The organism is Thermotoga sp. 2812B (assembly GCF_000789335.1).
GTDB lineage: Bacteria > Thermotogota > Thermotogae > Thermotogales > Thermotogaceae > Thermotoga > Thermotoga maritima.
Map to the genome: position 1 here is coordinate 263,635 of NZ_CP003408.1, position 26,564 is coordinate 290,198.

27 protein-coding genes are annotated in these 26,564 nt (G+C 44.5%); 20 read left to right on the forward strand and 7 right to left on the reverse strand.

Annotated features, from left to right (window positions below):
- Positions 1-5 precede the first annotated feature (5 nt).
- Genes miaB through T2812B_RS01435 form a run of 4 tightly spaced genes read left to right on the forward strand, consistent with a single transcriptional unit; the run spans position 6 to position 3,638 of the window.
- Positions 6-1,337 (forward strand): tRNA (N6-isopentenyl adenosine(37)-C2)-methylthiotransferase MiaB, encoded by a 1,332-nt coding sequence (gene miaB / locus T2812B_RS01420; RefSeq protein WP_008192580.1) that lies wholly within the window; start codon positions 6-8, stop codon positions 1,335-1,337.
- A complete protein-coding gene (locus T2812B_RS01425) occupies positions 1,300-2,160 on the forward strand; it encodes a phospholipase D-like domain-containing protein (protein ID WP_008192578.1) in 861 nt (286 codons plus the stop codon). The genes miaB and T2812B_RS01425 overlap by 38 nt, the downstream gene beginning before the upstream one ends.
- Positions 2,138-2,944 carry a Cof-type HAD-IIB family hydrolase gene (locus T2812B_RS01430; RefSeq protein WP_008192576.1) on the forward strand — a complete coding sequence of 269 codons (807 nt, stop codon included), beginning with the start codon at positions 2,138-2,140 and terminating at the stop codon, positions 2,942-2,944. The genes T2812B_RS01425 and T2812B_RS01430 overlap by 23 nt, the downstream gene beginning before the upstream one ends.
- Positions 2,937-3,638, forward strand: a complete 702-nt coding sequence (locus T2812B_RS01435; RefSeq protein WP_008192573.1) for a hypothetical protein — start codon at positions 2,937-2,939, stop codon at positions 3,636-3,638. The genes T2812B_RS01430 and T2812B_RS01435 overlap by 8 nt, the downstream gene beginning before the upstream one ends.
- A 1-nt stretch (position 3,639) precedes the next feature.
- Here T2812B_RS01435 and T2812B_RS01440 read toward each other — a convergent pair whose 3' ends face one another.
- Both T2812B_RS01440 and ispF read right to left on the reverse strand, forming a co-directional pair.
- Complete coding sequence (locus T2812B_RS01440) at positions 3,640-3,942, reverse strand: nucleotidyltransferase family protein (protein WP_008192571.1); 303 nt, start codon at positions 3,940-3,942, stop codon at positions 3,640-3,642.
- Positions 3,943-3,981: 39 nt separating this feature from the next.
- A complete protein-coding gene (gene ispF / locus T2812B_RS01445; protein WP_008192568.1) occupies positions 3,982-4,464 on the reverse strand; it encodes a 2-C-methyl-D-erythritol 2,4-cyclodiphosphate synthase in 483 nt (160 codons plus the stop codon).
- A gap of 66 nt (positions 4,465-4,530) precedes the next feature.
- On the opposite strand from ispF, the gene nadE reads away from it, so the two are divergent.
- Positions 4,531-5,376: an NAD(+) synthase gene (nadE, locus tag T2812B_RS01450; protein ID WP_008192566.1), complete on the forward strand. Its 846-nt coding sequence runs from the start codon at positions 4,531-4,533 to the stop codon at positions 5,374-5,376.
- 27 nt (positions 5,377-5,403) lie between these two features.
- Positions 5,404-7,329: an exopolysaccharide transport family protein gene (locus T2812B_RS01455; protein ID WP_008192564.1), complete on the forward strand. Its 1,926-nt coding sequence runs from the start codon at positions 5,404-5,406 to the stop codon at positions 7,327-7,329.
- Positions 7,330-7,357: 28 nt separating this feature from the next.
- Here the strand turns inward: T2812B_RS01455 and T2812B_RS01460 are convergent, their stop codons facing one another.
- The 5 genes from T2812B_RS01460 to T2812B_RS01480 are packed head-to-tail and all read right to left on the reverse strand — an operon-like array spanning position 7,358 to position 15,059.
- The gene (locus T2812B_RS01460; protein ID WP_008192562.1) at positions 7,358-8,812 is read right to left on the reverse strand and encodes a clostripain-related cysteine peptidase; all 1,455 of its coding nucleotides are present in this window, start codon (positions 8,810-8,812) and stop codon (positions 7,358-7,360) included.
- A 13-nt stretch (positions 8,813-8,825) separates the two neighbouring features.
- On the reverse strand, positions 8,826-10,247 hold the full coding sequence (locus tag T2812B_RS01465; protein ID WP_039454729.1) for a hypothetical protein: 1,422 nt from the start codon (positions 10,245-10,247) through the stop codon (positions 8,826-8,828).
- A gap of 10 nt (positions 10,248-10,257) precedes the next feature.
- Positions 10,258-10,869: an HAD family phosphatase gene (locus T2812B_RS01470; protein ID WP_008192560.1), complete on the reverse strand. Its 612-nt coding sequence runs from the start codon at positions 10,867-10,869 to the stop codon at positions 10,258-10,260.
- Positions 10,859-12,061, reverse strand: coding sequence for a hypothetical protein (locus tag T2812B_RS01475; RefSeq protein WP_008192558.1), 1,203 nt, complete (start codon positions 12,059-12,061; stop codon positions 10,859-10,861). Before T2812B_RS01475 ends, T2812B_RS01470 begins: the two co-directional genes overlap by 11 nt.
- Before the next feature lies 1 nt (position 12,062).
- Positions 12,063-15,059 (reverse strand): SLBB domain-containing protein, encoded by a 2,997-nt coding sequence (locus T2812B_RS01480; protein WP_008192556.1) that lies wholly within the window; start codon positions 15,057-15,059, stop codon positions 12,063-12,065.
- A gap of 225 nt (positions 15,060-15,284) precedes the next feature.
- On the opposite strand from T2812B_RS01480, the gene T2812B_RS01485 reads away from it, so the two are divergent.
- Genes T2812B_RS01485 through T2812B_RS01550 form a run of 14 tightly spaced genes read left to right on the forward strand, consistent with a single transcriptional unit; the run spans position 15,285 to position 26,493 of the window.
- Positions 15,285-15,479, forward strand: coding sequence for a DUF1659 domain-containing protein (locus tag T2812B_RS01485; RefSeq protein ID WP_004081160.1), 195 nt, complete (start codon positions 15,285-15,287; stop codon positions 15,477-15,479).
- 14 nt (positions 15,480-15,493) lie between these two features.
- Positions 15,494-15,703, forward strand: coding sequence for a DUF2922 domain-containing protein (locus T2812B_RS01490; RefSeq protein WP_008192552.1), 210 nt, complete (start codon positions 15,494-15,496; stop codon positions 15,701-15,703).
- Between the two features lie 18 nt (positions 15,704-15,721).
- On the forward strand, positions 15,722-15,955 hold the full coding sequence (locus T2812B_RS01495) for a hypothetical protein (protein ID WP_008192545.1): 234 nt from the start codon (positions 15,722-15,724) through the stop codon (positions 15,953-15,955).
- The gene (locus T2812B_RS01500) at positions 15,948-16,328 is read left to right on the forward strand and encodes a sigma factor (RefSeq protein ID WP_008192544.1); all 381 of its coding nucleotides are present in this window, start codon (positions 15,948-15,950) and stop codon (positions 16,326-16,328) included. The genes T2812B_RS01495 and T2812B_RS01500 overlap by 8 nt, the downstream gene beginning before the upstream one ends.
- 42 nt (positions 16,329-16,370) lie before the next feature.
- The gene (locus T2812B_RS01505; protein WP_008192542.1) at positions 16,371-16,778 is read left to right on the forward strand and encodes a glycoside hydrolase family 73 protein; all 408 of its coding nucleotides are present in this window, start codon (positions 16,371-16,373) and stop codon (positions 16,776-16,778) included.
- Between the two features lie 23 nt (positions 16,779-16,801).
- Positions 16,802-18,028 carry a sugar transferase gene (locus T2812B_RS01510; protein WP_008192540.1) on the forward strand — a complete coding sequence of 409 codons (1,227 nt, stop codon included), beginning with the start codon at positions 16,802-16,804 and terminating at the stop codon, positions 18,026-18,028.
- Positions 18,007-18,888 carry an XrtA system polysaccharide deacetylase gene (locus T2812B_RS01515; RefSeq protein WP_231556589.1) on the forward strand — a complete coding sequence of 294 codons (882 nt, stop codon included), beginning with the start codon at positions 18,007-18,009 and terminating at the stop codon, positions 18,886-18,888. The genes T2812B_RS01510 and T2812B_RS01515 overlap by 22 nt, the downstream gene beginning before the upstream one ends.
- Complete coding sequence (locus tag T2812B_RS01520) at positions 18,885-19,523, forward strand: PHP-associated domain-containing protein (protein ID WP_008192536.1); 639 nt, start codon at positions 18,885-18,887, stop codon at positions 19,521-19,523. The genes T2812B_RS01515 and T2812B_RS01520 overlap by 4 nt, the downstream gene beginning before the upstream one ends.
- Complete coding sequence (locus tag T2812B_RS01525) at positions 19,520-20,695, forward strand: ATP-grasp domain-containing protein (protein WP_008192533.1); 1,176 nt, start codon at positions 19,520-19,522, stop codon at positions 20,693-20,695. The genes T2812B_RS01520 and T2812B_RS01525 overlap by 4 nt, the downstream gene beginning before the upstream one ends.
- 12 nt (positions 20,696-20,707) lie before the next feature.
- Entirely contained in the window at positions 20,708-21,865 is a 1,158-nt protein-coding gene (locus T2812B_RS01530; protein ID WP_008192531.1) for a glycosyltransferase, read from the forward strand.
- Positions 21,866-21,875: 10 nt separating this feature from the next.
- The gene (locus tag T2812B_RS01535; protein ID WP_008192529.1) at positions 21,876-23,060 is read left to right on the forward strand and encodes an EpsG family protein; all 1,185 of its coding nucleotides are present in this window, start codon (positions 21,876-21,878) and stop codon (positions 23,058-23,060) included.
- Positions 23,061-23,088: 28 nt separating this feature from the next.
- Positions 23,089-24,195, forward strand: a complete 1,107-nt coding sequence (locus T2812B_RS01540; protein WP_008192527.1) for a glycosyltransferase family 1 protein — start codon at positions 23,089-23,091, stop codon at positions 24,193-24,195.
- 30 nt (positions 24,196-24,225) lie between these two features.
- A complete protein-coding gene (locus T2812B_RS01545) occupies positions 24,226-25,278 on the forward strand; it encodes a glycosyltransferase (protein WP_008192524.1) in 1,053 nt (350 codons plus the stop codon).
- Positions 25,279-25,287: 9 nt separating this feature from the next.
- On the forward strand, positions 25,288-26,493 hold the full coding sequence (locus T2812B_RS01550) for a glycosyltransferase family 4 protein (protein ID WP_038050726.1): 1,206 nt from the start codon (positions 25,288-25,290) through the stop codon (positions 26,491-26,493).
- The last annotated feature ends 71 nt before the right edge of the window (positions 26,494-26,564 follow it).

Here is a 26,564-nt window from a genome sequence, read left to right on the forward strand (position 1 = left end):
CGAACATGAGATTTTACATCAAGACCTTTGGCTGTCAGATGAACGAGAACGACTCGGAAACGATGGCCGGTCTTCTAATGAAGGAAGGGTTCACCCCCGCCTCGGCTCCCGAAGAGGCGGATGTGGTCATCATAAACACCTGTGCAGTGAGAAGAAAGTCTGAGGAGAAGGCCTACAGCGAGCTCGGTCAGATGCTGAAGATCAAAAGGAAAAGAAAGCTCGTTGTGGGAGTTGCGGGTTGTGTCGCCGAAAAGGAAAGAGAAAAACTCCTGGAAAGAGGAGCCGACTTCGTCCTTGGAACCCGCGCCGTCCCGAAAGTGACAGAAGCGGTGAAAAGGGCGCTTCAGGGAGAGAAGGTGGCGCTCTTCGAAGATCATCTCGACGAGTACACACACGAGCTTCCACGTATCAGATCCAGCAAGCATCACGCCTGGGTCACGATCATATTCGGCTGTGACAGATTCTGCACCTACTGCATCGTCCCGTACACGCGCGGCAGGGAAAAGAGCAGACCGATGGAGGATATTCTGGAAGAGGTGAGAGAGCTCGCGAAACAGGGCTACCGCGAGGTGACCTTCCTCGGTCAGAACGTAGACGCCTACGGAAAAGACCTGAAGGACGGCTCTTCCCTTGCCAAACTCCTCGAAGAAGCCTCAAAGATCGAGGGAATTGAAAGGATCTGGTTTCTCACCTCCTATCCGACGGACTTCTCCAACGAACTCATAGAGGTGATCGCCAGAAATCCGAAGGTGGCAAAGTCCGTCCACCTCCCCGTGCAGTCCGGAAGCAACAGGATACTGAAGCTCATGAACAGAAGGTACACGAAGGAAGAGTACCTCGCCCTTCTTGAGAAGATCAGATCGAAGGTGCCGGACGTTGCCATAAGCAGCGACATCATCGTCGGTTTTCCAACGGAGACGGAAGAAGACTTCATGGAGACGGTCGATCTTGTGGAGAAGGCGCAGTTCGAACGCCTCAACCTCGCGATCTACTCTCCACGCGAAGGTACGGTGGCGTGGAAACACTACAAAGACGACGTGCCCCACGAAGAGAAAGTGAGGCGCATGCAGTTTCTCATGAACCTCCAGAAGAGGATCAACAGAAAGCTGAATGAGCGCTACAGAGGAAAGACGGTGCGCGTCATCGTGGAGGCTCAGGCAAAGAACGGCCTCTTCTACGGCAGGGACATCAGAAACAAGATCATCGCCTTCGAGGGTGAGGAGTGGATGATCGGCCGATTCGCCGACGTGAAGATCGAAAAGATCACGGCCGGTCCGCTCTATGGAAAGGTGGTATGGGTTGAAGAAACTCCTTCTCCTGTTTCTACTGATAAATGAGATAATTTTCTCGCAGGTCTATTTCAGCACGGTGGACGATCTTTCCCAGCTGGTTCTCTCACACCTAAACTCCGCAAGCGACATCACCGTCGTTGCCTACTCGATCGACCCGGAGTATCTCGGATTGAAAACAGCGAAAATGGCTTCCGAGGTGCCCGTTCAGGGCGCTTTCGTTCACGTTTCAGAGGGTCTTCTTCACTCGAAATTCATCGTTCTCGACCGCGAAACGGTGATCTTCGGCTCTGCGAACTTCAACCGCTCCAGCTTAGAAGAACATCTGAACAACCTCATCGTCTTTCACTCCAGAGAGATAGCGGACTTTTTCGAGGGAATTTACGACTGGCTCGTTCACGGGAAAAGGCCACAGGTTCGGCTCAAGACCGAAGAAGGTGAGTTCTTTTTGATTCCCGCGGTGGATGTCGAAGAGATCGTCTTGGATTCGCTCTGGAAAGCGAAAAGGTACGTTCTTCTCTGCAGCTACGCTTTCACAGATGAAGACGTCTTTGCCACGCTGAAATTCCTCTCATCTCAGGGTGTGGAGGTGTACATCATCACGGACGAATGGTTCGAGTCTTCAAGGCTCAGAGAACTTCCACTTGGAACCTTTCACGTTCTCGAGGTGAAAGAGCCCCTCATGCACCACAAGTTTCTGATCGTTGATGGGAAGGTTCTGATCACGGGATCTGCCAATTTCACAGAGAGCGGGTTTCACAGAAATGTGGAGGTTGTGTTCAAAACGAGTAACAGAGAGTACGTAGAATCTTTCGTGGAAGAGTTCGAAAGGATCTGGAGGGGATACTTTGTACAGGGTGTTCGTTTTTGATCTGGACGGAACGCTCCTCAACGACAACCTGGAGATATCAGAAAAGGACAGAAAAGTGATCGAAAGGCTCTCGAGAAAGTGCCACGTCGTTTTTGCAAGCGGCAGGATGCTCGTCTCGACGTTGAACGTGGAGAAAAAGTACTTCGGCAGGACTTTTCCCACAATCGCATACAACGGCGCGATGGTGTACATTCCAGAAGAAGGTGTGATTTTGAACGAAAAAATTTCACCCGAAGTCGCAAAAGACATCGTGGAATACATAAAACCTTTCAACGTTCACTGGCAGGCATACATCGACGATGTGTTGTATTCCGAGAGAGACAACGAAGAGATAAGGGGCTACGCGAAACACTCGAGTGTGGAATACCGCGTTGAACCGAACCTTCTGGAACTCGTCTCAAAGGTGGGGACGACCAAGATCCTTCTCATCGATACTCCGGAAAAACTCGACGAACTGAAGAAGATCCTCTCGGAGAAGTTCAACAATGTGGTGAAGGTCTTCAAATCTTTTCCAACGTACTTAGAGATCGTCCCGAAGAGCGTGGACAAGGGGAAGGCACTGAGATTTCTCAGGGAAAGAATGGGATGGAAGAAAGAAGAGATCGTCGTCTTCGGCGACAACGAGAACGACCTGTTCATGTTCGAAGAGGCAGGCCTTCGCGTGGCAATGGGAAACGCCATAGAGAAGGTGAAGGAGGCATCGGACATTGTCACGCTCACTAACAACGATTCTGGTGTGTCTTATGTTCTTGAGCGCATTTCCACAGATTGTCTTGATGAGTGAGATACCGGAGAACTCCACGGGTCTGGTGGCGGTGAAAGTTCCTCTTCAGAACGTTTTGAAAGACGTCTCTCTTCTGTGCCTTGGAAGTTCTGGAAATTTGACCCTCGCAAAAGACGTTGGAATCGCTGTGGGAAAGATCCTGAAAGAAAAGGGTGTGACCTACTACATCTTCGGCAGTTTCGACGTTTTGAGAACAACCGACACAGATCCCCTCGCGAAGGTTTCAACTTCTCCATACATCACCGCTCAGGTGCTATCTCTTCTCGCGGAGGGGCTCTCCACAGCGGGAGTTGTGCCCGTGTTCAACGCAGCTGGAGAGGTGAACGAGCAGGTGATCAGCGCTCTTGTGATGAGAAAAGCCACCTATCCAGTGATGGTGGAAAGCGCGGAAAAGTACGAACGGCTGAAAAGACTCGGCTACACAACAACGCTCGTCATCGACACGGAAGGAAACGTACTTGTTGGAAAACCCTTGAGATTCTCCTGGGCCTATGAAAAGGAGATAGACCTCGAATCTCTCAGAAGGGAAGTACTGGAAAATTCCATCGTTCTTCTGGATAGAAACGTCAAAAAAATCAGTGTGAACGATCCGTGGAGCGGTGGGGTGCTCGTTTTCTCGAACGAAGAGTGGCTTTTGAAGATCGCACAGGACGTACTCGACGGAAAGAGGGCTCCCACAGGAAGGGCACCATAGTTCAAATCTCTATCCCCTCTCTTTCGATCAATCTTTTGAGAAACTCGGGACATCCTTCAAGATCGATCAGATCTATCTCGAACTCGGAAAGTCTGTTGATCTCAGAGAGCACCTTGAAATATTCTTCTTTCGGAAGCCCTTCCACCGCGAGATCGATGTCGGACCTTTTTGTGAACTTACCTGTTCTTCTCAGGTACTTTGCGAGTGAATCAAAAAGAACTACTCTCCTCACACTGTACCTTTCCCTCAACACTTCTGCGACCCTTTTTGCCTCTTTGAGAACCTTCTGAGCTAGTAATTTCATCTTTTCTTCTTCATTTCTTTTTTCTCTCTACCCAGGCCCTTATGTACTCTTCGTACATTTTTTCTTCTCCACAAGACACACCGCATAAGCTGAAATGCCTCTACCCTCCCCTTCGAACCCCAACGTGTTTCCGCTCTTGAACTTCACGTTCACACGGGATGTTTTAAGTGCACTCTTGAGATTTTCCACGATCCTTTCCCTGTAGGGGAAAAGTTTCACAATGGAGGTCACAACCGTTGCATCCACATTGACCACACTGAATCCCTTTTCCTCCAACATCTTCACCGTTTCTTTCAGAAGCTCAAGACTGTTCGCGTTTCTGTACTCTTCCGTCTCCGGAAACCACGTTCCTATGTCGCCAAGACCAACGGCTCCGAGCAGGGCGTCTATGATCGCATGTGAGAGAACGTCTCCATCCGAATGGCCGAGACTTCCTACAGAAGATTCTATCTCCACACCTGCCAGAACAAGCTTTCTTCCCCCAACGAGCGGGTGTCTGTCGTATCCAAAGCCGATGAACATGAGATCACTCTCCTTTTCTTCCCTCGCCAGAATTCTACCATGGTAAAATTCATCGGGGTGATCACAATGAAAGAAAGTCTCATCAGTTTCATAAAAGAAAAGATAGAAGAATACGGCTACAGAGGAGCGGTCGTTGGAGTGAGCGGTGGAATCGACTCCGCCGTAGTTCTTTCTCTGTGTGTTCAGGCGCTTGGAAAAGATCGGGTGTTTGGTCTCATTCTTCCAGAGCGCGACTCTTCAAAAGATTCGGTGAAAGACGCCGTTGAACTCTGTGAAAGCCTGAACGTGGAGTACAGAGTAAGATCTATCACTTCCGTATTGAGAAAGATAGGTGTCTACAAACTTTTTCCACCAAGGCTCTTTCTTCCAGAATCGGTCGTGAAAAGATACGTCCTCAACAAATGGAACTCCCTTTCGAAGGATCCTTTCCTGGACGATCTCAGAAACACCGGCCCTGAAGAGTTCCTGAAAGGTCTTGCGTACTACAGGATAAAGCACAGAATCAGAATGTGCCTTCTCTACTTCGAGGCAGAAAAGAGAGGATACGCCGTCGTGGGAACAACAAACAGAACGGAGTATCTGACGGGCCTTTATGTGAAGTGGGGCGACGAGGCAGTCGACATAGAACCCATCATGCACCTCTATAAGACGCAGGTTTTTGAACTCGCAAGAGAGCTGAACATCCCGGAAAAGTTCCAGAAGAAGCCACCGTCTCCTGATCTCATTCCCGGTGTCACGGATGAGATGGCCTTCGGCATGAGCTACATGGAACTCGACCGCATACTAATGAAGATCGACAAAGGAGAAAGCCTGGAAGACGAGGACCCGAAAAAAGTCGAGAGGGTGAAGAAGATCCTCGAACTCGCGGAAAAGCACCGCCGTGGAATTCCCATCACTTTTGATAGAATATGATACAGAACACACCAGGGAGGGAAAGACGTGGAAGAAAGAGAACTAACACTCGGTGACATCTTTTTGATGTTCAAGAGAAGGTCCAAACTTTTCTGGCTCGTTCTTGTTCTGACGGTCTTTGTGACAGGGATCTATCTTCTTCTCGCCACGCCAAAATACGAAGCCTCTGCAAAAGTGAAGGTCTCCACACAAAAAGGCATGAGTCTTGGACTTTCGGTTGAAGGTCTTCTCGGAGGTCTTTCCGGACTTTTTGGGGGAGGAAGTCTCGAGGACGAAATACAGATCATGCTCTCTCGAAGAAACATCATAGCTGTGATAGACGAGCTCGATCTCGTTCACAAACTCCTCGACGAGAAAGATATAAAAAAAGCTATGGAAAACGGTCTCACAGAAGACGATTTGAAACTCTCCCTTTACAGCTACATGGTAGAAAAGCTCATAACCGTTGAACCGGTGAAAAATTCGAACATACTGGAAGTTAAATTCACCTGGCGGGATCCAAAACTCGCCGCCGAGGTGGCAAACAAGATCGTAGAAAACTACGTGAAGATCAGCGAGAGCATCGCCAAAACCCAGCTTGGAGCGAAAAAAGAGTTCCTCGAAGAACAGATACCGAAGGTGGAGCAGGAGCTCAAAGAAGCGGAGAACAAACTCAAGGTATTCAAAGAGCAGAACAAAATCTACTCCGTTGAAGCACAGTATCAAACACTTATAGAACGTTACGCTTCTCTTCTTCAAAAGATGGAAGAATCTCAAATCGCCATGGAAGCGGCTCAGAAGCAATCTGAATTCTTCTCAAACGAACTCAAAGATCTCGATGTTGAGATAGAACAGATCAGAGACAGCATCACATTCGACCCGATCATCTCCCAGCTCAAAAGCAGATTGATCAACATCCAGATAGAACTCGCAGGCCTCATGGAGCGCTACACCGAATCGAACCCCGCTGTAGTCCAGAAGAAAGCGGAACTCGAAGAAACCCAGAAACAGCTCAAAGCGGAACTCGAAAGACTCCTCACATCCCAGGTGAAGAAAACAGGGTACACCATCTACGGAGAGGCGCTCAGCAGTCTCATAAAAGCCGAGTCCGAGAGAATCCTCTACCAGACGCAGTACGAAGCCTTCAAAAGGATCTACGAAGACCTCGAAAAGGAACTCTCAAAGCTTCCAGAACTCGAACAACAGCTCATCGAACTCGAAAGGGATTACAAAGTGAAAGAAACAATTTACACCACGCTTCTTCAGGCAAAGTACGAGTCGCTCATATCTGAAGCGGCGATCACGGCAAACGTCAACGTCATAGACTGGGCAGTTCCGCCGCTCTCACCGTCGAAGCCGAACAAAAAGCTCACCCTCGCGGTCGGGGGAGTGCTTGGAATCTTTCTTGGCATCCTCGCCGTCTTCCTTGCGGAGTTCTCAGACAGAAGAATCAAATCAGAAAGTGAGGCGGAGTACCTCCTCGGTGTGGAAAAGATCGTGTCAAGAGTTCCTCTGACAAACAAAAGAGAAGTGATAGAAAAAGCCCTCGGAATTCCCGCGGTGAAAGCCGGAAAGGTGGTGTTCATCACCGCTATCGAAGACGGATCGGGTGTGAGCACCACAGCAAAACACATGGCAGATCTTGTTTCGAAGAAAGAAAGAGTGCTTCTCTTTACCGAAGAAGATGTGGAAGGCTCTTTCGATAAAAGGGACGTGTTCGAACTCTTGAAGGATCCAGAGATCTTAGAGAATCTCAAACAAAGCTACGACAGAATCATCATCGATGCGCCCTCGCTGAAGAGAACACCGGAGTTCCTTCCGGTAGCTGAAAAAAGCGATACTGTCTACATCGTGATCAGGCTCGAACACACCTACTCGGAGGATTTGAAGATGCTTCACTCTCTGAAGAAGATAGACGGCTTCATTCTGAACGGTCTGACGAAGAGAAACTCAGCGTACGTGGAAGAAAAATGAGGAGGGGAATCCCCTCCTCTTGTTTTTCTCACGATTGCGATAGCCAGTATTCTAAAAACTCATCCCACCATGTGTCGCTGGGAAAGGAGAGAGTCATGTAGTCATCCTCATAAGTTTGATAAATAGCTAGATTCTCAGGCATAAAGATACTGACAGGAGCGGAGAGTTCTTGATCACCTTTTTTACCGTAGGAATAAACAACAAACGAGGATGGATCGGGAACTGTAGAGAGTTTTGTCCTCAACTTATCTATAAGATCCCCAAGATCAACAAGAACAGTTTTTTTATTGTAATAACCAACAACGTAACTCTTCACGACGTCGCTGTAGATCGAATTAACTTCGTTTAGGTTTGCTTTCAGATCATAAGTGAATGAATCTAAATCATGAACAAACTTCTCCACTTGTGAAGTGTCGTACACCGCAAGACTCAGCCCGTTCTGATAAGTATCATAGGAGGAATAGTACTCTCTGTAGCTGTCAACTATCATCTTTGAGACATCCAGTGGAGTGCTATCTGGTGCTATCTTACCAAGAAAAGAGTAGTCCCATCCATCCGCTGGTTCGTTGAAACTGGAAGCCACGATGTACTGAGCCGTGTTTCTGAGCTCGTATATCACCTCCAGAGAACCCATGAGGCACGCGTCGAACCCGAGGATGTCGAGCGTCTGACCACCAGGAACGCTGTTGATCACGTTTTCAAGCGCCACTCTCAGATCTCTCACCGCTATTGCGCTCTCAGAAGTCTCATCAAAACTGATCGCTTTCGAAGAAGCATATATCGAATCGTATATCCACGCGCTTCCGTGATCCCACATGATCAGAGCTCTGTAGGTTGAAGAGAAGTTTTCAAAGACATATTTCAACCAGTACTCGAGATCTTCGTAAGAACCGCTGTTGAAGTCTACCCCCGTTATTCCCATGATCGCCTTCCAGTTACCATCATCGTCGAGAACCAGAATTCCATCGCTCGTACCTCCTCCATCGTAAAACACCACCACAGAGACGCTTTTGTTGGTGTTCTCCATCTCTTCAAGGTCTTGATCACCGTATCCCCACAGATTGTTGTCTCCGCACATCCACACCACAAAGAGCCATTCAGGAGAGGTGAAATCGAGGGAAAAGCTCTCCATGATGAAAGGATTTCCCTTCACCTGAACGTAAAGATCGTACTTACCTTCTTTCGGAGAAAAGAACGAAAGTTCAGCCCATCCGAAGGAATCCGTTTTCGCTTCATCTTCTTTCACGTAGTAAGAACCGTAGGAATTTTTTATCTTCCTGTAGAGTTCCACCGTCACGCCAGAAACAGGATTTCCACTCTTATCGAGCACCTGAACATCGATCAGCGCGTACCTTCCCGCAACGGGTTCCCCTCTCGTTTTCACCACAAGAGAATCGGGGGTCTGCAAACCACTTGTCAAATCAAGTGGCGTACATCCAACAGCAAGAATTACCACACCTGCCACAAGAAGAAACCACCTCATCTCTTCGCCTCCTTCAGAATTTCCATTTCATGCCGAGTCCCACACTCGCACTTCCTTCAAACAGCTCTAAAGAAAAGAGAAAATTCTTCACACTCCCTCTTATGCTCAAACCGGGTACTTTTTTTGTTTCTCCCTCCTCTTCCTTTGGATATTCCGACTGCAGCGTGTTCGGCCCTTTCACCAGGTAGAAAGCATCCACTCCAAGGTTCAGATCTTTTCCGAACAGATCGAGCGAGGCGTTGAAGATCCTTGCGTCCGGTCCGAAGGCAAACCCCACCGGATAGTCAACGATCGTTCTGGAAGAAGGAAAGTTTGTAAGGTAGACGAATCTGTTGTTGAACTTCAAGTAAGGTAGGAACGTGTTGTAGACGAACTTCGTCGCCAGAGCGTACTCGACACCCAGAACTCCTTTCAAGTCTCCCACAGAAAACACCTTTCTTGCTCCCACGTTGAAAGCGTAGGCTGTTGGTTTCGATTCGTTCTCAGTTGTTCCCACAAGATCGTCGAGAGCGAACTCTCCGTGGATCTCCCAGCCCTTCACAGGAACGTAAGAGAAATCGAACACCGCCATAGAGTTCGTGTAGCCCTCGTTGTAGTTGTTGTGCCAGATTGCGAAGGGACTCGCTGAGAAAAGGTCGGGGTACTTTCCGCCGATCATCGTGAGCTCTCCCACACCAAACCTGAAGTTCTCAAGAAGGTGAAAATCGAACCTGTGGGCTACCAAGGTTTTCACCTTCTCGGTGTACGGAGAGAGAGGATCTGCGTTCACAGGCCTGAGAGTGCTCTGTTTTTCCCACTCTTCAGTTGTCAAAACGGGATTTATCGAGATCAGGTGAAACGTGTACTGTACCTGGGCCTTCGTCGAGAACGTGAAATGACTGAAGTAAGGACTCACATCCGAGATCGCAGTGGGAAACTCGGCGCTTCCCCATCTGATCTTCGATCTTCCAACGGCTACGTAGAAATTCTCACCATCGTAAACACCGTAAGCGGTGTACGGAAAAGTCGAATCGGCGCTCGAAAGTTCTTTCCACAGTGGTGGAACATTGCTGTGGAGGTCCAGATAAAAGTCGCTGTAGTTGTTTGTGAAGGGAATCTCTGTGTAAAACGAAATCCTTCCCACAAAGCCCTCGAAAGAAACGTTCAAAAAGTAAGGAGTGTTCTCGTACAGGTAGAAGTTCTCCCAGGGAGGATCAGAGAGGACGAACCATCCCGTTTTTGTCTTTCCCCCGAAATTCCCGAAATAAAAAAACGGTGAGACCTCAAGAGAAACTCTATTTTCTCTCTCACCAGAAGGCATGGGAAGAACACCGGGAAGCGCTTTTCCTTCGAGAACGTACTCGTAAACCATCTGAGGTGCAAGCTCTGTGATCATCGGCTCTGAAAACAAAACAGAAGAGACAATCACAGCAAAGAAAACCCACCACTTTTTCATGATCATCTCCTCACAGTTCAATCTTCAGCTCTCTGATCAGAATCTCTTTCAATCTCAACGGCTCTTCGAGATGAACAGCCCGAAAGCCAAGTTCTCTTGCGGCCTCGACGTTTTCCGGTGTGTCGTCTATGAAGAGGCTCTCTTCAGGTACAATCTTGTATCTTCTGATCAGCTCGAGGTATATTTCTTTCTCAGGCTTCAGGTAGCCCACATGAGAGGAAATCACCATGCCGTCGAAGAGTTCGAAGAAATCGTAATTCTTCCTCACCATCTCGAAGTAGATCCTTCCGTAGTTGGAAAGAGCGTAGAGCTTGAAGCTTTTTTTCAGCACTGGAAGAAGTTTCACGTTCTCTTCGATGGGTCTCAAAAGTTCTGGAACTTCCCTTTCGAGTCTTTCCACGTACTCTCTGAACCCAGAAAGCTCTCTCTTCTTCTTTTCCCACATCTTGTTCTCAGGAAGAACACCTCTGTCCATCAACTTCCAGTCCTCGTGCTTGAAGATCTCTTTCTCGAGAACCCTCGCCACCTCTTTTGGGAAAGACTCGATCAGGTACTCACACGGTCTCCAGTCGATCAGGACCCCTCCAAGATCGAAAACGATGTTCTTCACTTCAAAAGCCAACTTCGAGCTTCACCTCCAGACCGAGTCCGTCGAGACTGTTCCACCAGACACCCACGTTTCCTCCGTACTCTCCAAAGAAGGCGTTCAGGGACACCTTCACCGTGTGCTCTTTTGTGAGATCGCCGATGAGCCACTTCGTGTCCGGCGGCATCTCCTCACCGTGCCAGGGCTCCTCCGGAGTTCTGTCTCCATAGACGAGGTAGTGGTACATCACACCGAGAGAGTACCAGCCAAAGGTGCGTTCAAGGCCGAGCTTCAAAGAGAAGGAATTTTCGCCGTATTTGTATCCGATCATCCTATCTTCGATAGCTCCTTCGGAAAAGTAAGTGTACTCGTAGGGAACGTTTGAGCTTGTCCTTTCGAAGGTGTACGCGCTCGCACCGGAGACTTCCCCGTAGAACTTCCAGGGACCCATTCTGTACTCACCGCCGAGGAGGAGCGCTATCTTGTCCGGGTTCAGATAACCTCCCGTCCCGAGAAGTCTGTTCAGGCTCATGTCGTCTATCAACGCTTCGAAATAGACCCTTCCCACCCCGAAGTTCCACTCAACCCATCCACCCATAAGAGCGTTTGCGTTCTCTGAAGGATCTCTCCAGGGAGACCCCTCCTGATACTGCCAGATCTCCTGTATGGCGATTGTCGGTATGGGAACAAGGAAGTAGTAAGGGTTGAACACCTCGTTCAGATAAACCACAGCGTCTTCGTATGCGATCTTCAAAAGCCCAAGATCGAACACCACCGTTCTGTAGTTGAAGCTCTTCTCGTCGTTTATGCGAAGCCAGAGGGATTCAACGTGCCAGTTGTTTTGGGAGTAGTTCAGAGAAAACCCGGGAAAGCCGTAAAAACGTGAGTTGTCGTCCAGAAAGAGCTTGTCGATCCCTGGACCTCTCTCTTCGTTCAGGATCCCTGCCTTCAGTCCGAAGGGGCCTATCTTTCCAGAAAGGTTCGCTTCCGGGAAGTAGTAGAACTCCACGAATTTTTTCAGTTCATCGATGATCCCAGTGTGAACTATATCGAATCCCTTGCCCACACCGGCTCTGTAGTTAAACTGCCAGTTCTCGTCGAGCCAGACACTCCCAGACAGCTCCCCCATCCATTTGAAACTGCTCTCATAGAAGAGATCAAAAGATATATTCGTACCAGCAAAAACAAAAAACGGCAGAACACTCAAAAATAAAACGGCTTTCCTCACACTACCACCCCATGAAGTCTTTGACGTTGCTGATCGTGTTTATCACGGTGTTTACTATGGAGAGCGCCTCTGTCACCTGTATAAGCGGGTTGTCGGGAACGAAGACCACATCACCCGGTGCAACATTCGGATTCACACCTCCACCCTTTCCAGAAAGAACTCCCGAGAGATCGCAAACGGTGACCTCTCCCTGAGGTCCTCCTTTGAAGAGGAATATCCTGTTCGTGGCAGCTCTATCCGTGAACCCACCGGCCCTCATCACCACATCGAACACCGTTGAATACCTGTCCACCTTCACGATACCCGGTGTCTTCACGTTACCGAGCACGTACACATAGTTCGTCTCAACAGGTGGCACATACACCACGTCTCCCGGCTCTATCTTCACTTTCTGCACCTCGTCTATGTTCGTGAAGTCGTAGGCTATCTCGTTTTCTCCCCTTCTCAGGATCACCTTCGTCTTTAGTGCCCAGTTGCTCAGACCACCGGCCTGTGCGATGAGTTTCAGAAGTGTCACGTCTCCTTTGAGTTCGTACGCACCGGGTCTCACCACCTCTCCCACGACGTAGGCGAAGTTCTCCGTCTCAAGAGGCACGAAGACCACGCTTCCGCTCTCAAGAACAGGCCCACCCGTGTTGATCACGTCTTCATAATCCACTTCTTTCTTTTCTCCGTCTGGACTCACAACAACGATTCTGCTCGATCCCGTGCTCTTTATACCGCCCACCTTGCCCAGGACGTTCCTGAGCGTTGGTGTTTCCTCGTCTTTGAAGGTCACGAGCGTGTTCGTGATGCCTTCTCCGAAGACGTAAACGTGAGGTCTTTCGGTGTATTTCACGTACACAAGGTCGCCGTCCTTCAGCTCGAAAAAGCTGAGCTGGTTTTGAGAAACGGTGATCTCACTGCCGTTTCTCAGAACGACCACATTGCCCGCTTCGAAGAGAGCGTCTTCTTTGTACCCTCCCGCCTTCACAATGGCTCTGTCTAAGAGAGCCGACTCATCGGGCTCGAAGACAACCATCTGAGGTACTTTCACAAAGCCGTCCACGTACACTCTGACGGCTTCTTTCACATCCACCTCGACAACTGCGCCGTCTTCGAGCGGAAGATCGGTAATTTCCGCCAGCTCCTGCACCTTTCCGTTTGAGTGAACTTTCAATCCCGCTATGTACTTCTTCTGTATTTTTCCGAACCTCGCGAGGGCTTTCTCGAGTGTGATGTCTTCGTCTTTCGCAAAATCGACGTATCCGTACACGTCTCCGGTGAAATAGACCCTCTTCGTCTGTATCGTCTTCACAAGAATCGTGTCACCGGTCCTGAGAGGAACATCCTCCGTCAATATCTTCTCTGGATCGAAGCTCTTTTCTTCACCGTCTCTCAAGAGTGAAAGGCTTTTCACAAGAGAGAAATCCTCGACCCCGTACTTCTTCAGTGCCGTCGAGAGTGTGAACGGTTCGTCCTTAGCAAAGCTCATCCTTCCGTTCCTGACAGCGTTGTCTCCCACTATGTAAACGAACCTGTCCGTGTACTTCTCCACGTAGACAAACACACCGTCTTCGAGGGGAATGTCTTTTTCCACTATCTCCTCCGGGGAGTATTCCTTTCCAGACAGTTTCACGGAGACAACCTGGCTTTCATCGATGAACCCACCGGCCTTCGCTATGAGGTTTCTCAGCGTGAACGCTTCGCTCTTTCCAAAGGCGTAGAGCCCGGGACTTCTCACGTACCCGAGGATGTAAGCCTTCTTCGGGATGAACTCCTTCACGTTCACTATGTCGCCGGGTTTCACAGGAAAGTCCAGCTTGTCTGGTGAGATCTCCACAACGCTTCCGTCTCTTGTGATGACGATCGAATCGATTTCTTCAACACTTCCTCTGAACCCTCCTGCCATCGAGAGGAGCTTTTCCAGGGTCACCGATTCCTTCGGGGAGATCTCGTAAACACCGGGTCGTGTCACGTATCCTGATACATATACTCTTGTCTCTTCGTACTTCTTTATCTCAACGACATCTCCGACATTCAGCTGAACGTTCTCGTCCAGCACTTCCGGTGTGTACTCTGTGGTCTTTCCATCTCTTGTGATCAGAACCTTCTCTACATATCTGTTCTCAACAGAGATCCCGCCGGCCTTCGCCACGAGGTTCTTGAGCGTGAGAGACTCTTCTCTGGAGAAGGTGTACATTCCGGGTCTTGCCACCGCTCCCACAACGTAGGCGAACCTTTCGTCGATTTTTTGAACGTGGACCGTGTCTCCTGGTTTCAAAAGGAGGTTCTTTTGATAGAGATCCTTCTCTGATATCTCAACCGTTTTGTCTTTCGAGAGGACGATTATCTTTCCTGAGCTCTCCTGCGTGGTGCCGCCCGCTTCCGCGATGGCGTCGAGCAGAGTCATCTCCTTTCTGTAGGGATAGATGCCCGGCTTTGCCACGGCTCCAACGACCTTCACGAACTCCGTGTAGCTCTTTTCCGGGAGTATCACCTGATCGTTTTCCTGGAGCACCACGTCTTTCTCGGGAGCCTCACCCCAGAGAAGCGAAGAGAGATCCAGTTCAAAGACCCTTCCATCTCTCAAAACCTTCACCTTCGAAAGATCAACGGAGGAGAGATCAAGAGAAGTGTCAATATCCCCCGAAAGAAGAGAAAGAAGCTTTGAAACTGTGAGATCCTCCATTCCCATGTCCACCACTCTGTTCACAACGCCGGAGACGTAGACGTTCCTCGGTGCGATCTGCTGAAGCGACACGATCACCTCGGGCTCAGAAAAACTCCTGGAGAGCCTCTCTTTGAGAAGCTCTGTTACCTGATCCACGCTGAGGCCTTCCACCTTCACACGTCCCACGTACGGAAACGTGATCGCACCTTCTATGTCCACCGCGCAATCCCTCGTCAGATCCGGGTATCCCACCACTTCGATTCTCAGAACATCTCCCTTTCTTATGGTGTAGGGCAGAGAAAACACCGCTACCAGAAGAAACAGAAAGATCAGCACTCTTTTCATCTCGAACCCTCCTCTTCATCTTTTCTGTTGAAGATTATACCTTATGTCTGAAAAAAGACCGAACCAGAAATAATTCGCTTAGCGATTTTTATTCACTAATATGTTGAATACATCAAATAGATTTTTCATTCTAACACAACCGTTACACAATCTGGATCAAAAACACGGACTATAATAAATGGAGGGACTGCGCAGTCCACAAAAAATTTCACAGGAGGTGTTACCATGGAAAAGGCCCTCAGGATCGTGTGGGCAACAGGTGAAGTGGACGAAAACGGAAACCCCGTGACGAGAAGACAGACCATCTCCGTCAGTCCAAATGCGACAGCACAGGATCTTGCGAACGCGGTGAACACCCTCGACTCTCTCTCGAGCTACACCTACGTTTCCGCCCAGCTCGTCACGTACGAAACCATATGAGGAGGTGAAGTGGTATGAAGAGACTGTACATGGATTTTTACAACGAGGCAGAGGGGAAGAGAAGAAGAATCATAGTCAACAGCCCAGCTGACGGACTCACAGCGGATCAGGTTCAGACAGCCATGCAGACGCTTCTGGACTCAAAAGTCCTGGAAGGCTACGCGATCGACAGAGCAGTGATAGTCGAAACGAACTCAAACGAATTCTTTGATCTCATTCAGTAACGAAGGGAGGGCGTCTGTATGATGACAATACTTCCATTTCTCAAGGACGTCCTCCCGCTCGCCGTCTCCCTGGTTGAAAGACCGGGGGACGGTGAGTCCAAGAAGGAGGAAGTGAAAGAGATCGTTTTCAGCCTCTTCGACAGCTTCGGAATCGACCTTCCCTTCGACGACGATATTCTGGATCACATCCTGGACTACGCCATAGACTTCGTGGTGAACTTCTTCAACGATCGGGTGTGGAACAATGCTTAATCACACCAGGAGAAAACTCGAGAACATAAAGGACGAAGACCTTTCCATCGATTTGCTCCTTCAAAAGTACGAACCAGCTTTGAAGAAGAAAGCAGGACATTTCTTCAAGAAACACGGCTACAAGTTCCTCTCCTACGAAGACCTCTACCAGACGATCTGTTACCTGTTTTGCTACGCCCACAAACTGTGGAACAAAGACAAAGGGGAGTTCGAACCCTACTTCAAGTGCATCGTAAACAGAAAGATGAACGACATCGTAGCAGGGAAAACACCTCCTCGCTGTTGTGATTATCCCTTCAACGTGCTCAAGCCTGAGTACCTCAAAGAGCCGTATCATCCAGAAGATCTCGACGATGAAAAGATCGAAAACTGAAAGCGGGGTCATCCCCGCTTTCTCTTTTCTGGAGGTGATAAAATGAAAGAGAAGTTTCTCGAAAGATTCGGCGAAACTGCCTTTCTTCTTGGAAAGCTCACCGGGATGGATCCGAAGATACTCCTTGCCCAGTCCGCCCTCGAAACCGGCTGGGGAAGACACACGGTGGGAAACAACCTTTTTGGTATAAAGAAACTTTCCTGGCTCGAGGGAGGAGTTGAAGCGGAAACGAAAGAGTTCGACGGAGTGAAAACGATCGATATGTTTCAAACTTTTGTCAGTCCAGAAAACAGTATGATCGCTTACCTGATTCTTATAAAAGAGTGTTATAATAAGGCCTGGGAGTGTAGAAAAGAGCCAGAGAAATACTTCAGGCTTCTTCAAAGACATGGGTACGCGACAGATCCATTGTACGCGGAAAAGTGCATAGGAGTGTACAGGTGTCTCTAAAAACGAACTGAGGAGGGGGCAGATTGAACGGGTTAATCCTCATAGATTTTCTGGTGGTTTTCTCATTCAACCTCCTCTTTTTTAACTGGTACCTGGGACTTCTGTTCACCGCAAGTTTGACCCTCTCTTTTTTTGCCTTCAGGCTATACGACGCGGAAAGCCTTCAAAGTTACAACGAACAGCTGATAAGAACCGTAGTGGGAACAACAGCGGGCTTCATCATCGTTTTGATATTCTACCCCTTGTTCGAAAACGAAATAAACAGATACCATTTCTTCGGGAACTTCCTGTTCTCCGTGGCAGGGGTTCCCGTTTTGAACGTTCTGGTGCACAGACTGTTCACAAAGAAACTACCCGTGAAGAGATATCTCGTTCTGGGAAGAAGAGAAGAGATCGAACCCGTTCTGAAAGAAGTCGAGGAGAAATCTCTTGGAAGATACAGGTTCGTTGAGTACATCAATCCCTCCGTCGAGACGTTGAAAACAAAGCAAAAACTCTACGACGCAGTTCTCCTCGCAGACCCCCGGTTCGAACACATCCTGGAGAAAGTCCGCGTTGAGAACCTGGAATACCTTCCAAACCTGGTGGAAAAGACCCTCAAGAGAATCCCCCTCGTGGTCATGGAAAAGTTCAGAGAGTACTACGAAGTCGCGTTCAGCAGTGTGAAAGACGACTCACCGGCGAAGAGAATCCTCGATGTAGTTGTCTCGCTTGTCGCTCTCGCTGTCTTCTCACCGATCATGCTGATCGTTGCTATAATAATATATCTGGAAGATGGGCTGCCGGTGGTTTTCAAGCAGGAGAGGGTGGGGAAAGACGGAAAGATCTTCACGATGATAAAGTTTCGAAGCATGAGAAACGAGAAAAAAGACTCACCAAAATTCGTGGATCAGGAAAAAGACAGGATACTGAAAGTCGGGAAGTTCATCAGACCCTTCAGACTCGATGAGGTGCTTCAATTTGTGAACGTGCTCAGGGGAGAAATGAGCGTTGTAGGACCAAGACCGGAACAGGTGGAATTTGTCCAAATATTCGAAAAACAAATCCCTTTCTACCACCTGAGACACAAGGTGAAACCCGGTATCACAGGATGGGCTCAGCTCATGTACAAGTATTCCTCCAGTTTGGATGAAGTCAAAAAGAAACTCAGCTACGACCTCTGGTACGTGAAAAACAGAAACATCTTTCTTGACCTGAGAATAATCCTTCAAACACTGGAGGCTGTGCTGTGGAGGAGAGGGGCGAAGTAGTGTCTCACTCAAAAAAGGTTGTGCTTTTGTCCTTCGATGTTGAAGACTGGTTTCAAGTTGAAAATTTGAGAGCTATCTTTCCACCCTCAAAATGGGAAGAATGTGAATCAAGGGTGGTGGAAAATACAGAAAAAATTTTGAACTTGCTCAACAAGTATAAAGTAAAAGCGACTTTCTTCGTTCTTGGATGGATAGCAGAGAGATTTCCAGGTCTTGTCAAAATGATTCACTCAGATGGGCACGAGATCGCTTCGCACGGATACGGCCACATTCTGAACTATAACCTTACACATGAAGAAATTTTTGAAGATATAAGAAAGAGCAAGGAGATTCTTGAGAGCATAATCGATGAAAAAATACTTGGTTATCGAGCACCAAATTTTTCCATAACAGAAGAAGTAATAGATGCATTGAACGAAAATGGATTCCTGTACGATTCAAGTTACCATCCTTTCTCGAAAAACAAAAGATATGGTCAATTGGGAATCAACTCACAAAAACCATTTGTTTTAAAGGAAAAACTTCTTGAGATTCCCCTGAGTGTTTGGAAAAGAGGAAAGATAGAACTCTCAATTGCAGGGGGAGGATATTTCCGACTTTATCCGTTCAGTCTCTACAGAAAACTTGTCTTATCATACATGAAGGATCATGATCTTCTAGTTATGTATTTTCACCCGTGGGAATTTGATCCCGACCAACCGAAAGTGAATAACATTCCATGGTTCAATAAATTCAGACATTACGTGGGTCTGAGAAGAACTCATCTGAAACTAGAGAAATTTCTCCAGGAGAGTCAAAAAAACGGTTGGAAATTTCTTAGATTCAGGGATTATATCTCAGATGGGGTGACGAATACTTGAAAATAGATTTCCATGTCCATAGTTTTCTCTCGTACGACTGCGATTCAAAATTAGAAGATATTGCTTACTCTGCCAGGCAAAAGCAAATAGATATCGTGTTTCTATGTGATCACAACGAACTTCTTTCTTCGAAACCCGAGGTAGTTGGTGGTGTTCTTATAATTCCAGGAGAAGAGATAGCAACATCCGAAGGGGAGATCGTAGGATTTTTTCTCAAAGAGAAGGTGACTCCTGGACTATCGTTGGAAGAGACGATAACGGCCATAAAAAAGCAGGACGGAGTAATTTACATCCCTCATCCATTAGATGTCTACAGGAAAGCAATTGGCCTTAGGAAAACAATAAAAATAATCGATCAGATAGATGTGTTGGAAGTGCTGAATTACAAATCCCTCTTCCAAATGGAAAGATTTCTGGTTTCAAAAATCGCAGATAAATATAAAAAACCGAAAGCCGCAGGATCAGACGCACACAGACCAGGAGAAGTAGGTAACTGTTTTGTCGAATTTGACGTGAAAACGAAAGTCTTTCTACGAAACAAAAAGGACTTGCTGGATCTGTTCAACAAGAAGTATCGTTTACACGGTAAGAGTAGAGGATTTGTAAAAGCAGTCATCAAGAAGGTGTTTGCATGAGTGGTGTCAGAGTTTTGATACTCGATGCACACAGTAGAAAAGCTATACCGTTTGTTCAATCCCTCGGTATGAATGGTAAATACGAGGTATTTGTTGCGTCTCATAAAAAGTTTATACCAGTTAGATATTCAAAATACGTCTCAGGATATTTCCAGATGGATCCTTACGAATCTGATCACTATCTCACAAAAATTCTTGAAATTGTGAAGAAGGAAAATATCGAGATAATAATTCCCCTAGAAGATGAAAGTGTAGAAATTTTGAGTTCGAAAAAAGATCTCGTAAAAGAGGAAGTCAAAACGTTGATACCTGATTATGAGAAATTCAAAATCTTCAGGGACAAATATCAAACGTATCAATTTCTAACGAAGATTAACGTTTCTGTACCAAGAACCTGGCTGCTTTCAGAAGTTTGTGAAAACAAAGCTTGGAAAGAACTCCCTACTCCACTTGTCATCAAACCTAGGAAAGGTAGAGGATCAGAAGGGTTGAAAAGGGTAAAATCAAAATTAGAACTCGAACAGGTTATTGAAGAAATCAAAAAGGAGAACAACACTGAGAACTACATTGTTCAGGAATTTGTTCCAGAAGGTTACTCCGGATACGGTGCTTCTTATCTTTACAATGAGGAGAATAAGTGCATAGCCTCGTTTGTACATAGGAGAATCAGAGAGTATCCCCCAGAGGGTGGACCAAGTGTGGTTTGTGAGAGCGTGAGAAATGAAAGACTGAGAAAAGTTGGGAAAACCATACTGGATACCATAGGCTGGGAAGGTTTTGCGATGGTTGAATACAAGTACAACCCTTCTACAGGTGATTACAAAGTTCTGGAAATAAACCCGAGAACCTGGGGATCGATCACGTTACCGATATTCTGCGGTGTCAATTTTCCTCTCTGGTTCTGTGAAAGCCTTGTAGGGGAAAAAATTGAAATGTGCGATTTTTCTTATGAAACAGGAAAATACATGAGATGGTTCTTTCCAGCCGATATACTGTATTTCATAAGAGCAAGGAATCGTTTTAAACTGCAGCCAAGTTTTTTCAAGTTCTTCGACGAACGCATGACTTATTATGCACTCGACACAAAAGATTATGGATTACTGGTAATCTCTGTTCTTCATTATATTTTGGGATTGTTTTCGAAAGAGAACCTGAGGAAACTTTTCAGATAAGGAGAGACTTTCATGAGCAAAAATCGCAAGATAAGGTGCCTTCAGGTTTTAACTCGTTCGGATTGGGCTGGTGCTCAAAAGGTTGTATATAATCTCATATACGGTATCAAAGAAAAATACAGTGATATCATAGAAGTAGAAGTTGCTTGTGGAAAAGAAAATGGTCTTCTAATTAACGAATTGAAGAGACTGGGAGTAGTTGTCCATATTGTTCCAGATCTTGTGAGAGAAATTTCTCCAATAAAAGACCTAAAGGCATTCTTTGAGCTGCTGAAAATAATAAAAGAAGGCAAATATGATGTGGTTCACCTGCACATGTCGAAGGTTCGGGTCCTTGGAGGACTGGCCGCAAAACTTTCTGGGGTTAAAGGAATATACGCAACAGTCCATGGTTGGTGGCATATCGAACAGTACAGCGGTTTAAAAAGAAGCTTTCTCATCCTTGCCGAAAGGTTCGCTGCAATTTTTTTTGACAAAATTGTTTTGCTTTGCCACAGAGATCTTCTGAAAGCAAAAAAATGGAAAATAGGGAAAGATTCTCAATACGTCATCATCCCAAACGCTTTAATTCCTCAACCACCTGCACCTAAAGGAAAACTGAGAAAGGAACTTGGCATACCAGAAAACGTAAAAATAGTAGGAAATGTGGCAAGACTTGATAGGCCGAAAAATCCTGTGCGATTTCTTCAGGTTGCAGAAAGAGTTGTCCAGGAAATGGATGATGTGATTTTTGTATGGATAGGTGGAAGTATAGTAGAAGATTTCTACGCAAAGCAAGTTCAGCAGTATCTTGATGAAAGACCCTGGTTGAAGGAAAAAGTCAAAATTCTTGGCTTCAGAAAAGATGCTATAGAACTAATGGCAGATTTTGATGTGTTTTTGTTGACATCGGACGAGGAAGGTTTTGGATTGGTCATCTTGGAAGCTATGTCCCTTGGGAAGATAGTTGTCTCAACTAGATGCGGAGGTCCTGAAGACATAATCGAAGATAAAATCAATGGTTTTCTCACAGGATTTGATTATAAGGAAATTGCCACAAAGATAAATTTTATACTGGAAAATTTCGAGTCAATAAAACAAAAAATCGGGCAAGCAGCTGTTGAGAGAGCAAAAGATTTTAAAATTGACAATCAAGTGGAAGGTTATGTGAGACTATACAAGAAGGGTTGAGAAAAAGGTTATGGGATTAATAGGTCTATTGCCATACCTTTTCATACTCGTCATAACTCTTGCAGTGACAGTGCTTGGAAGAAGGAGTCGTCTGCTGATATACTTTTACTCTCTTCTCCTAAGCATTTTTACCGGCTTTTCTGGTGAAGTTTCACCAGATAGGCACAGATATGCTTTAGCACATTCAAATCAAATTTATGTTTATGAACCTATGTTTAACATACTTTCAAAATTTTGTCATGTGCTATCTTTAGATGAACGTTTTCTATTTTGGTTATTCTCTCTATTAACCTTTACATTTATTTTACTTTCACTTGAGACTGTTGAGTCTGTTTGCAAGACTAAAAGATTTGTTTATGTACTTACCTTCGCTTTGTATATTGTAACTCCCGGGTTGTACTTTTCTCAATTCATAACTATTAGACAATCCTTGGCAATTTCATTTTCAGTATATGCTTCGATTCTGTTTCTTACACTAAAAGGGAAAAAACGAGGTCTTTCATTTATCTTCTTTGCTCTCGCTTTCATAACCCACTACAGCAGCATACTGTACTTTCTGGTTTTTATTTCTATCGTAAATATTTCTAAGAAGTTCTTCTCCAAAAGATTTTATCTTTTGGTTTTCTCCCTAATCACCCTACTGGGATTCACACCCATATTTAAAAACATAACTGAACAAATCCTTTTGATCGTCCTTAGTAATATTGACATATACGAAAGATACGCTTATTATGTATCCTTAAGCTCACAGTTTGGATTCAAAGAAGCCTTATCTGTGCTTGCAAAAGGAGGATATTATTTAATTCTGTTGCTGTTTCAAATTATTTTCCCAATCCGTATTGAAGATGAGTCAGTACGAAAGTTTTATAATTCATCGTTCAATATGTTCTATTTTGGGCAAATTTTTAGAAGTATTTTTGCGTTCAATCCAAGTCTCATCAGATTCACAAACTATTTCGTTTTCTTTGGCCTCATATCGTTTTCCATATGGTTTTTCGAGAGAGTAAAATCACTAAAATCGATAAAAGTGCATGGTTTTGGAGAACTGGAATTTAGATATCTTGTCTATTACTTCCTCATAATCTCAATTGTCATATTGTACATCTACAATGTTTCCATTTATGTTGGAGAAACTGATACGAGAATCTTTGTTGAACACGGAAAGAAAATCATGGAATTACTTTTTGGTCTTTAATGGAAGACGAATTTCAGGAGGTGTCCGAATGAAAACAATCTTCATAGATGGAACTTCATTGTGCTTTCCAGTTTTGAAGAGCATTGCAAATATATTAGAAAACACTTTGCCACTACTGTCAAAAACTTACAAAATAGTTCTGATCTTACCAAAAGAGATAGACAAAAGCTATATACAGCAATTAGGAATCTCAGATGTGGTTTTTAATTCAGGATTAAACAGTGATAATTTTTCTATCGTAGACTTTATTTTCAGATACCTTCCAGGAACCAGGCAAATCATAAGAAAATACAATCCTGATTTTTTTTGGAATCCATTAAGCTATTATCCCTTTCAACGAATAAATAGCAAAACAAAATTTATAACTATGATTCATGATTTGTTTACTCTACATCCGGTAAGCAAGAGATCTTTCTTAAAAAAGATAATTTTCAAAAAACTTATAGGTGATACTTTGAAAAATGTTGATGGAGTCATTGTTCCCTCAGCTTTTACACTAGCTTCATTAGAATTATTTTTTCCAAAAGAGATCAAAAAAACACGGGTAAAAGTTATATACAATGGCATTTCTCTCCCCTCTCATAGTTCATCTTATGCTGAATATCAAAAACCACAGGATGATTATATATTATTCATCGGAAGACTTTCTTATTGGAAAGGAACGGATATTTTGCTTGATTTGTATGATAGATACAACTACAACAGATACAAGCTTGTCTTAGCTGGTGTTATAGACGATAGGGCTATAGAAATCAAATTAAAAAAAGTCCTGCAAACAAACCCCAATGTTATTTACAAGGGATTTATATCGGATAGTGAAAAAGAAATGTTATACAAAAATGCCAGACTTTTTATTTACCCTTCACGTTATGACGGTTTCGGTTTACCGCCACTTGAAGCAGCCATTCGGAAGACACCGGTAATTATGAGTAACATACCTGTTCTTTATGAAATAACACATGGAAAGGGTTTGTACTTTGATGTAAGAACCGGGGTAAGTGATTTATTACAAATTCTGGAAAGTGTAGATGACACTACTTTAAAAAAAACAGCAGAAGAGCTTTATAAAGTTGCAAGGGGGTATAGCTGGAAGACGTTTGTTGAAAATTTTGTAGACTTTACAAATAGAATTTGATCATGAATTTGCTGATCAGGAGGTGGAAATTTGAAGGTAGCAGTAGTCGGTAAATTTACTACCGAAGAGATGGGATATCACATTCTTTATACGTTAAGAAAAATAGGGTACGATGCTTATGGTATAGAATTTGGCCCTAAGGTTCATGCAGATAGAAATTTCATGAGAATGTTTAGAACTTATCGAAGAAAATTATTTGAAATTGGAATTAACACTATTAGGACAGTAAGAAAGGTTCTTTTAAAACATATTCTGAACCATATATCGGAATTAAAAGAGATCGATTTGATAATAAGTACGTATGATTATTTTACATACGAAGAAATAAGGGAAATAAAGAAAACAACGAAAGCCACTATTGTTTTATGGTTTCCAGATGCCGTTTCTAATTTTGGAAGGGGCTATTTTATGACTGCGGGGTATGATTTTATGTTTTTTAAAGATCCATATGTAGTAAGATATTTGCGTGAATTTTATGGATTCAAAAACGTTTTCTACCTCCCGGAAGCGTTTAATCCAGATTTACATAAGGTTCCAAAGTACGATCCAAAAGATGAAGAGAGTTACGGCTGCGATATATCCGTTGTGGCGAATTTGCACTCTTTTAGAGTTCCTATTCTGGAAAAGCTGGTTTCAACGGGAAAGTATTCTATAAAGATTTATGGATCCCCTCCACCATATTATGTAAACACAAGCAATCAACTCTTGGGCATTTATACAGGTCGTTATCTTGCAAACGAGGAAAAAGCAAAAGCCTGGAGGTATGCTAAAATATCCCTCAACACCCTTCATCCGGGAGAAATAGAAAGTGTGAATGTTCGCGTTTTCGAAATCACGGGTGCTGGAGGTTTTCTGTTAACGCCTTATCGAAAGTGTCTTGAAGATCTCTTTGTAATAGGTGAAGAAATAGAGGTGTACTACTCTTTGAATGATATGATTGATAAGATAGACCACTATCTGAAAAATTCAGAAAAGCGTGAAAAAATCCGAGAGAAAGGACAAAAGAGAGCTCTCATGGAGCATACATACGAACAGAGATTAAGAACAATGCTTGAAATTATAGAAAAAGGAGGGCATGAGTAAGATAAAATTATGAGATTATTGGTTGTTTCAACAATTCCTCCGTTGAGGAACGTGGCTCCTTGGATCTACGTTTCAGGAGTTATTGAAAATATGCAAAAAGCTCTAAAAAATCTTGGCTACAATCCAGAAATTTCAGTTTGGTTCTCACTAAATAATGATGTTAACATTGAAGAAAAGCCTAGTTATGATAGTTTTTTTAATTATATCGACAATAGATTTTCAAAATTTCACGAATTAATTTTTCCTGCGAAAAATCCATATTGTGCACGTTATTATCGTCGAGATTTCGCCGATTCTCTGTGCGAGGTGATAAAGAACTTATCACCAGAATTTATCCTGTTTGCAAACCTCCCATCTGCTGTTTATCTAGAGGATATCCATAAAATTTTGCCATCAAAAAGCAAAATTATCTTAATAGAACACAATGTTGAATCACTAATCATGCATGAACTCGGTATTTATGGAAAAGACACCATTAGAAGGTTTATAAGCAGATTAAAGAAAAAAATTGTAGAAAATTTTGAAAAGCAAGTACTAGCACAAGTAGATCTTGTAATAAGTATATCTGAGTATGATAAGCAATATTTTGTAAAGCATTTTGGAATAAAGAATGATAAGATTCTCGTTATTCCCCCCCTCTTTGATTTTTCAACGGGTCTATTCAATAACCTTGATGAAGCACAAAACATCATTTCTTTTATTGGAAGTATGGATTGGTATCCCAATATTCTAGGTGTGCATTTCTTTGTGGAAAATGTTCTTCCTAAACTCATCGTTAAAATGGAAGATTTGAAGTTTTATATTGTCGGTCGAAATCCTGTTCCTAGTATTTTCAAACTTCAAAAGAAATATCCCCAAAACATAATAGTAACTGGTACGGTCGACAACGTAGAAAAATACTACAAAATGAGTGATGCCATAGTAATACCAATATTCACAGGTTCAGGCGCAAAAATAAAAGTGTTAGAGGCTATAGCAAGTGGAGTGCCTACAGTTATGACTTCATTTGTAGCTAAGGATTATGATTTTAAAAAAGAAAAGTTGCTAATAGCTGATACACCAGAAGATTTTGCAGAAAAAATAAGATGTCTTTTAACCAATAAGGATTTCGCTAAAGAAATTTCGAAGAATCAAGAAATAATTTATCAAGATTACATAACAAGAAAATCAAAAGAAGTACAGGAAATGTTGAAAAGATTTTTCCTCCAAAAATAATTATAGAAAATTTGAATTCTGGTGAAAATAGATTGTTTCTACTGATAAACTAAGAAAACTTTGCGGAAGGA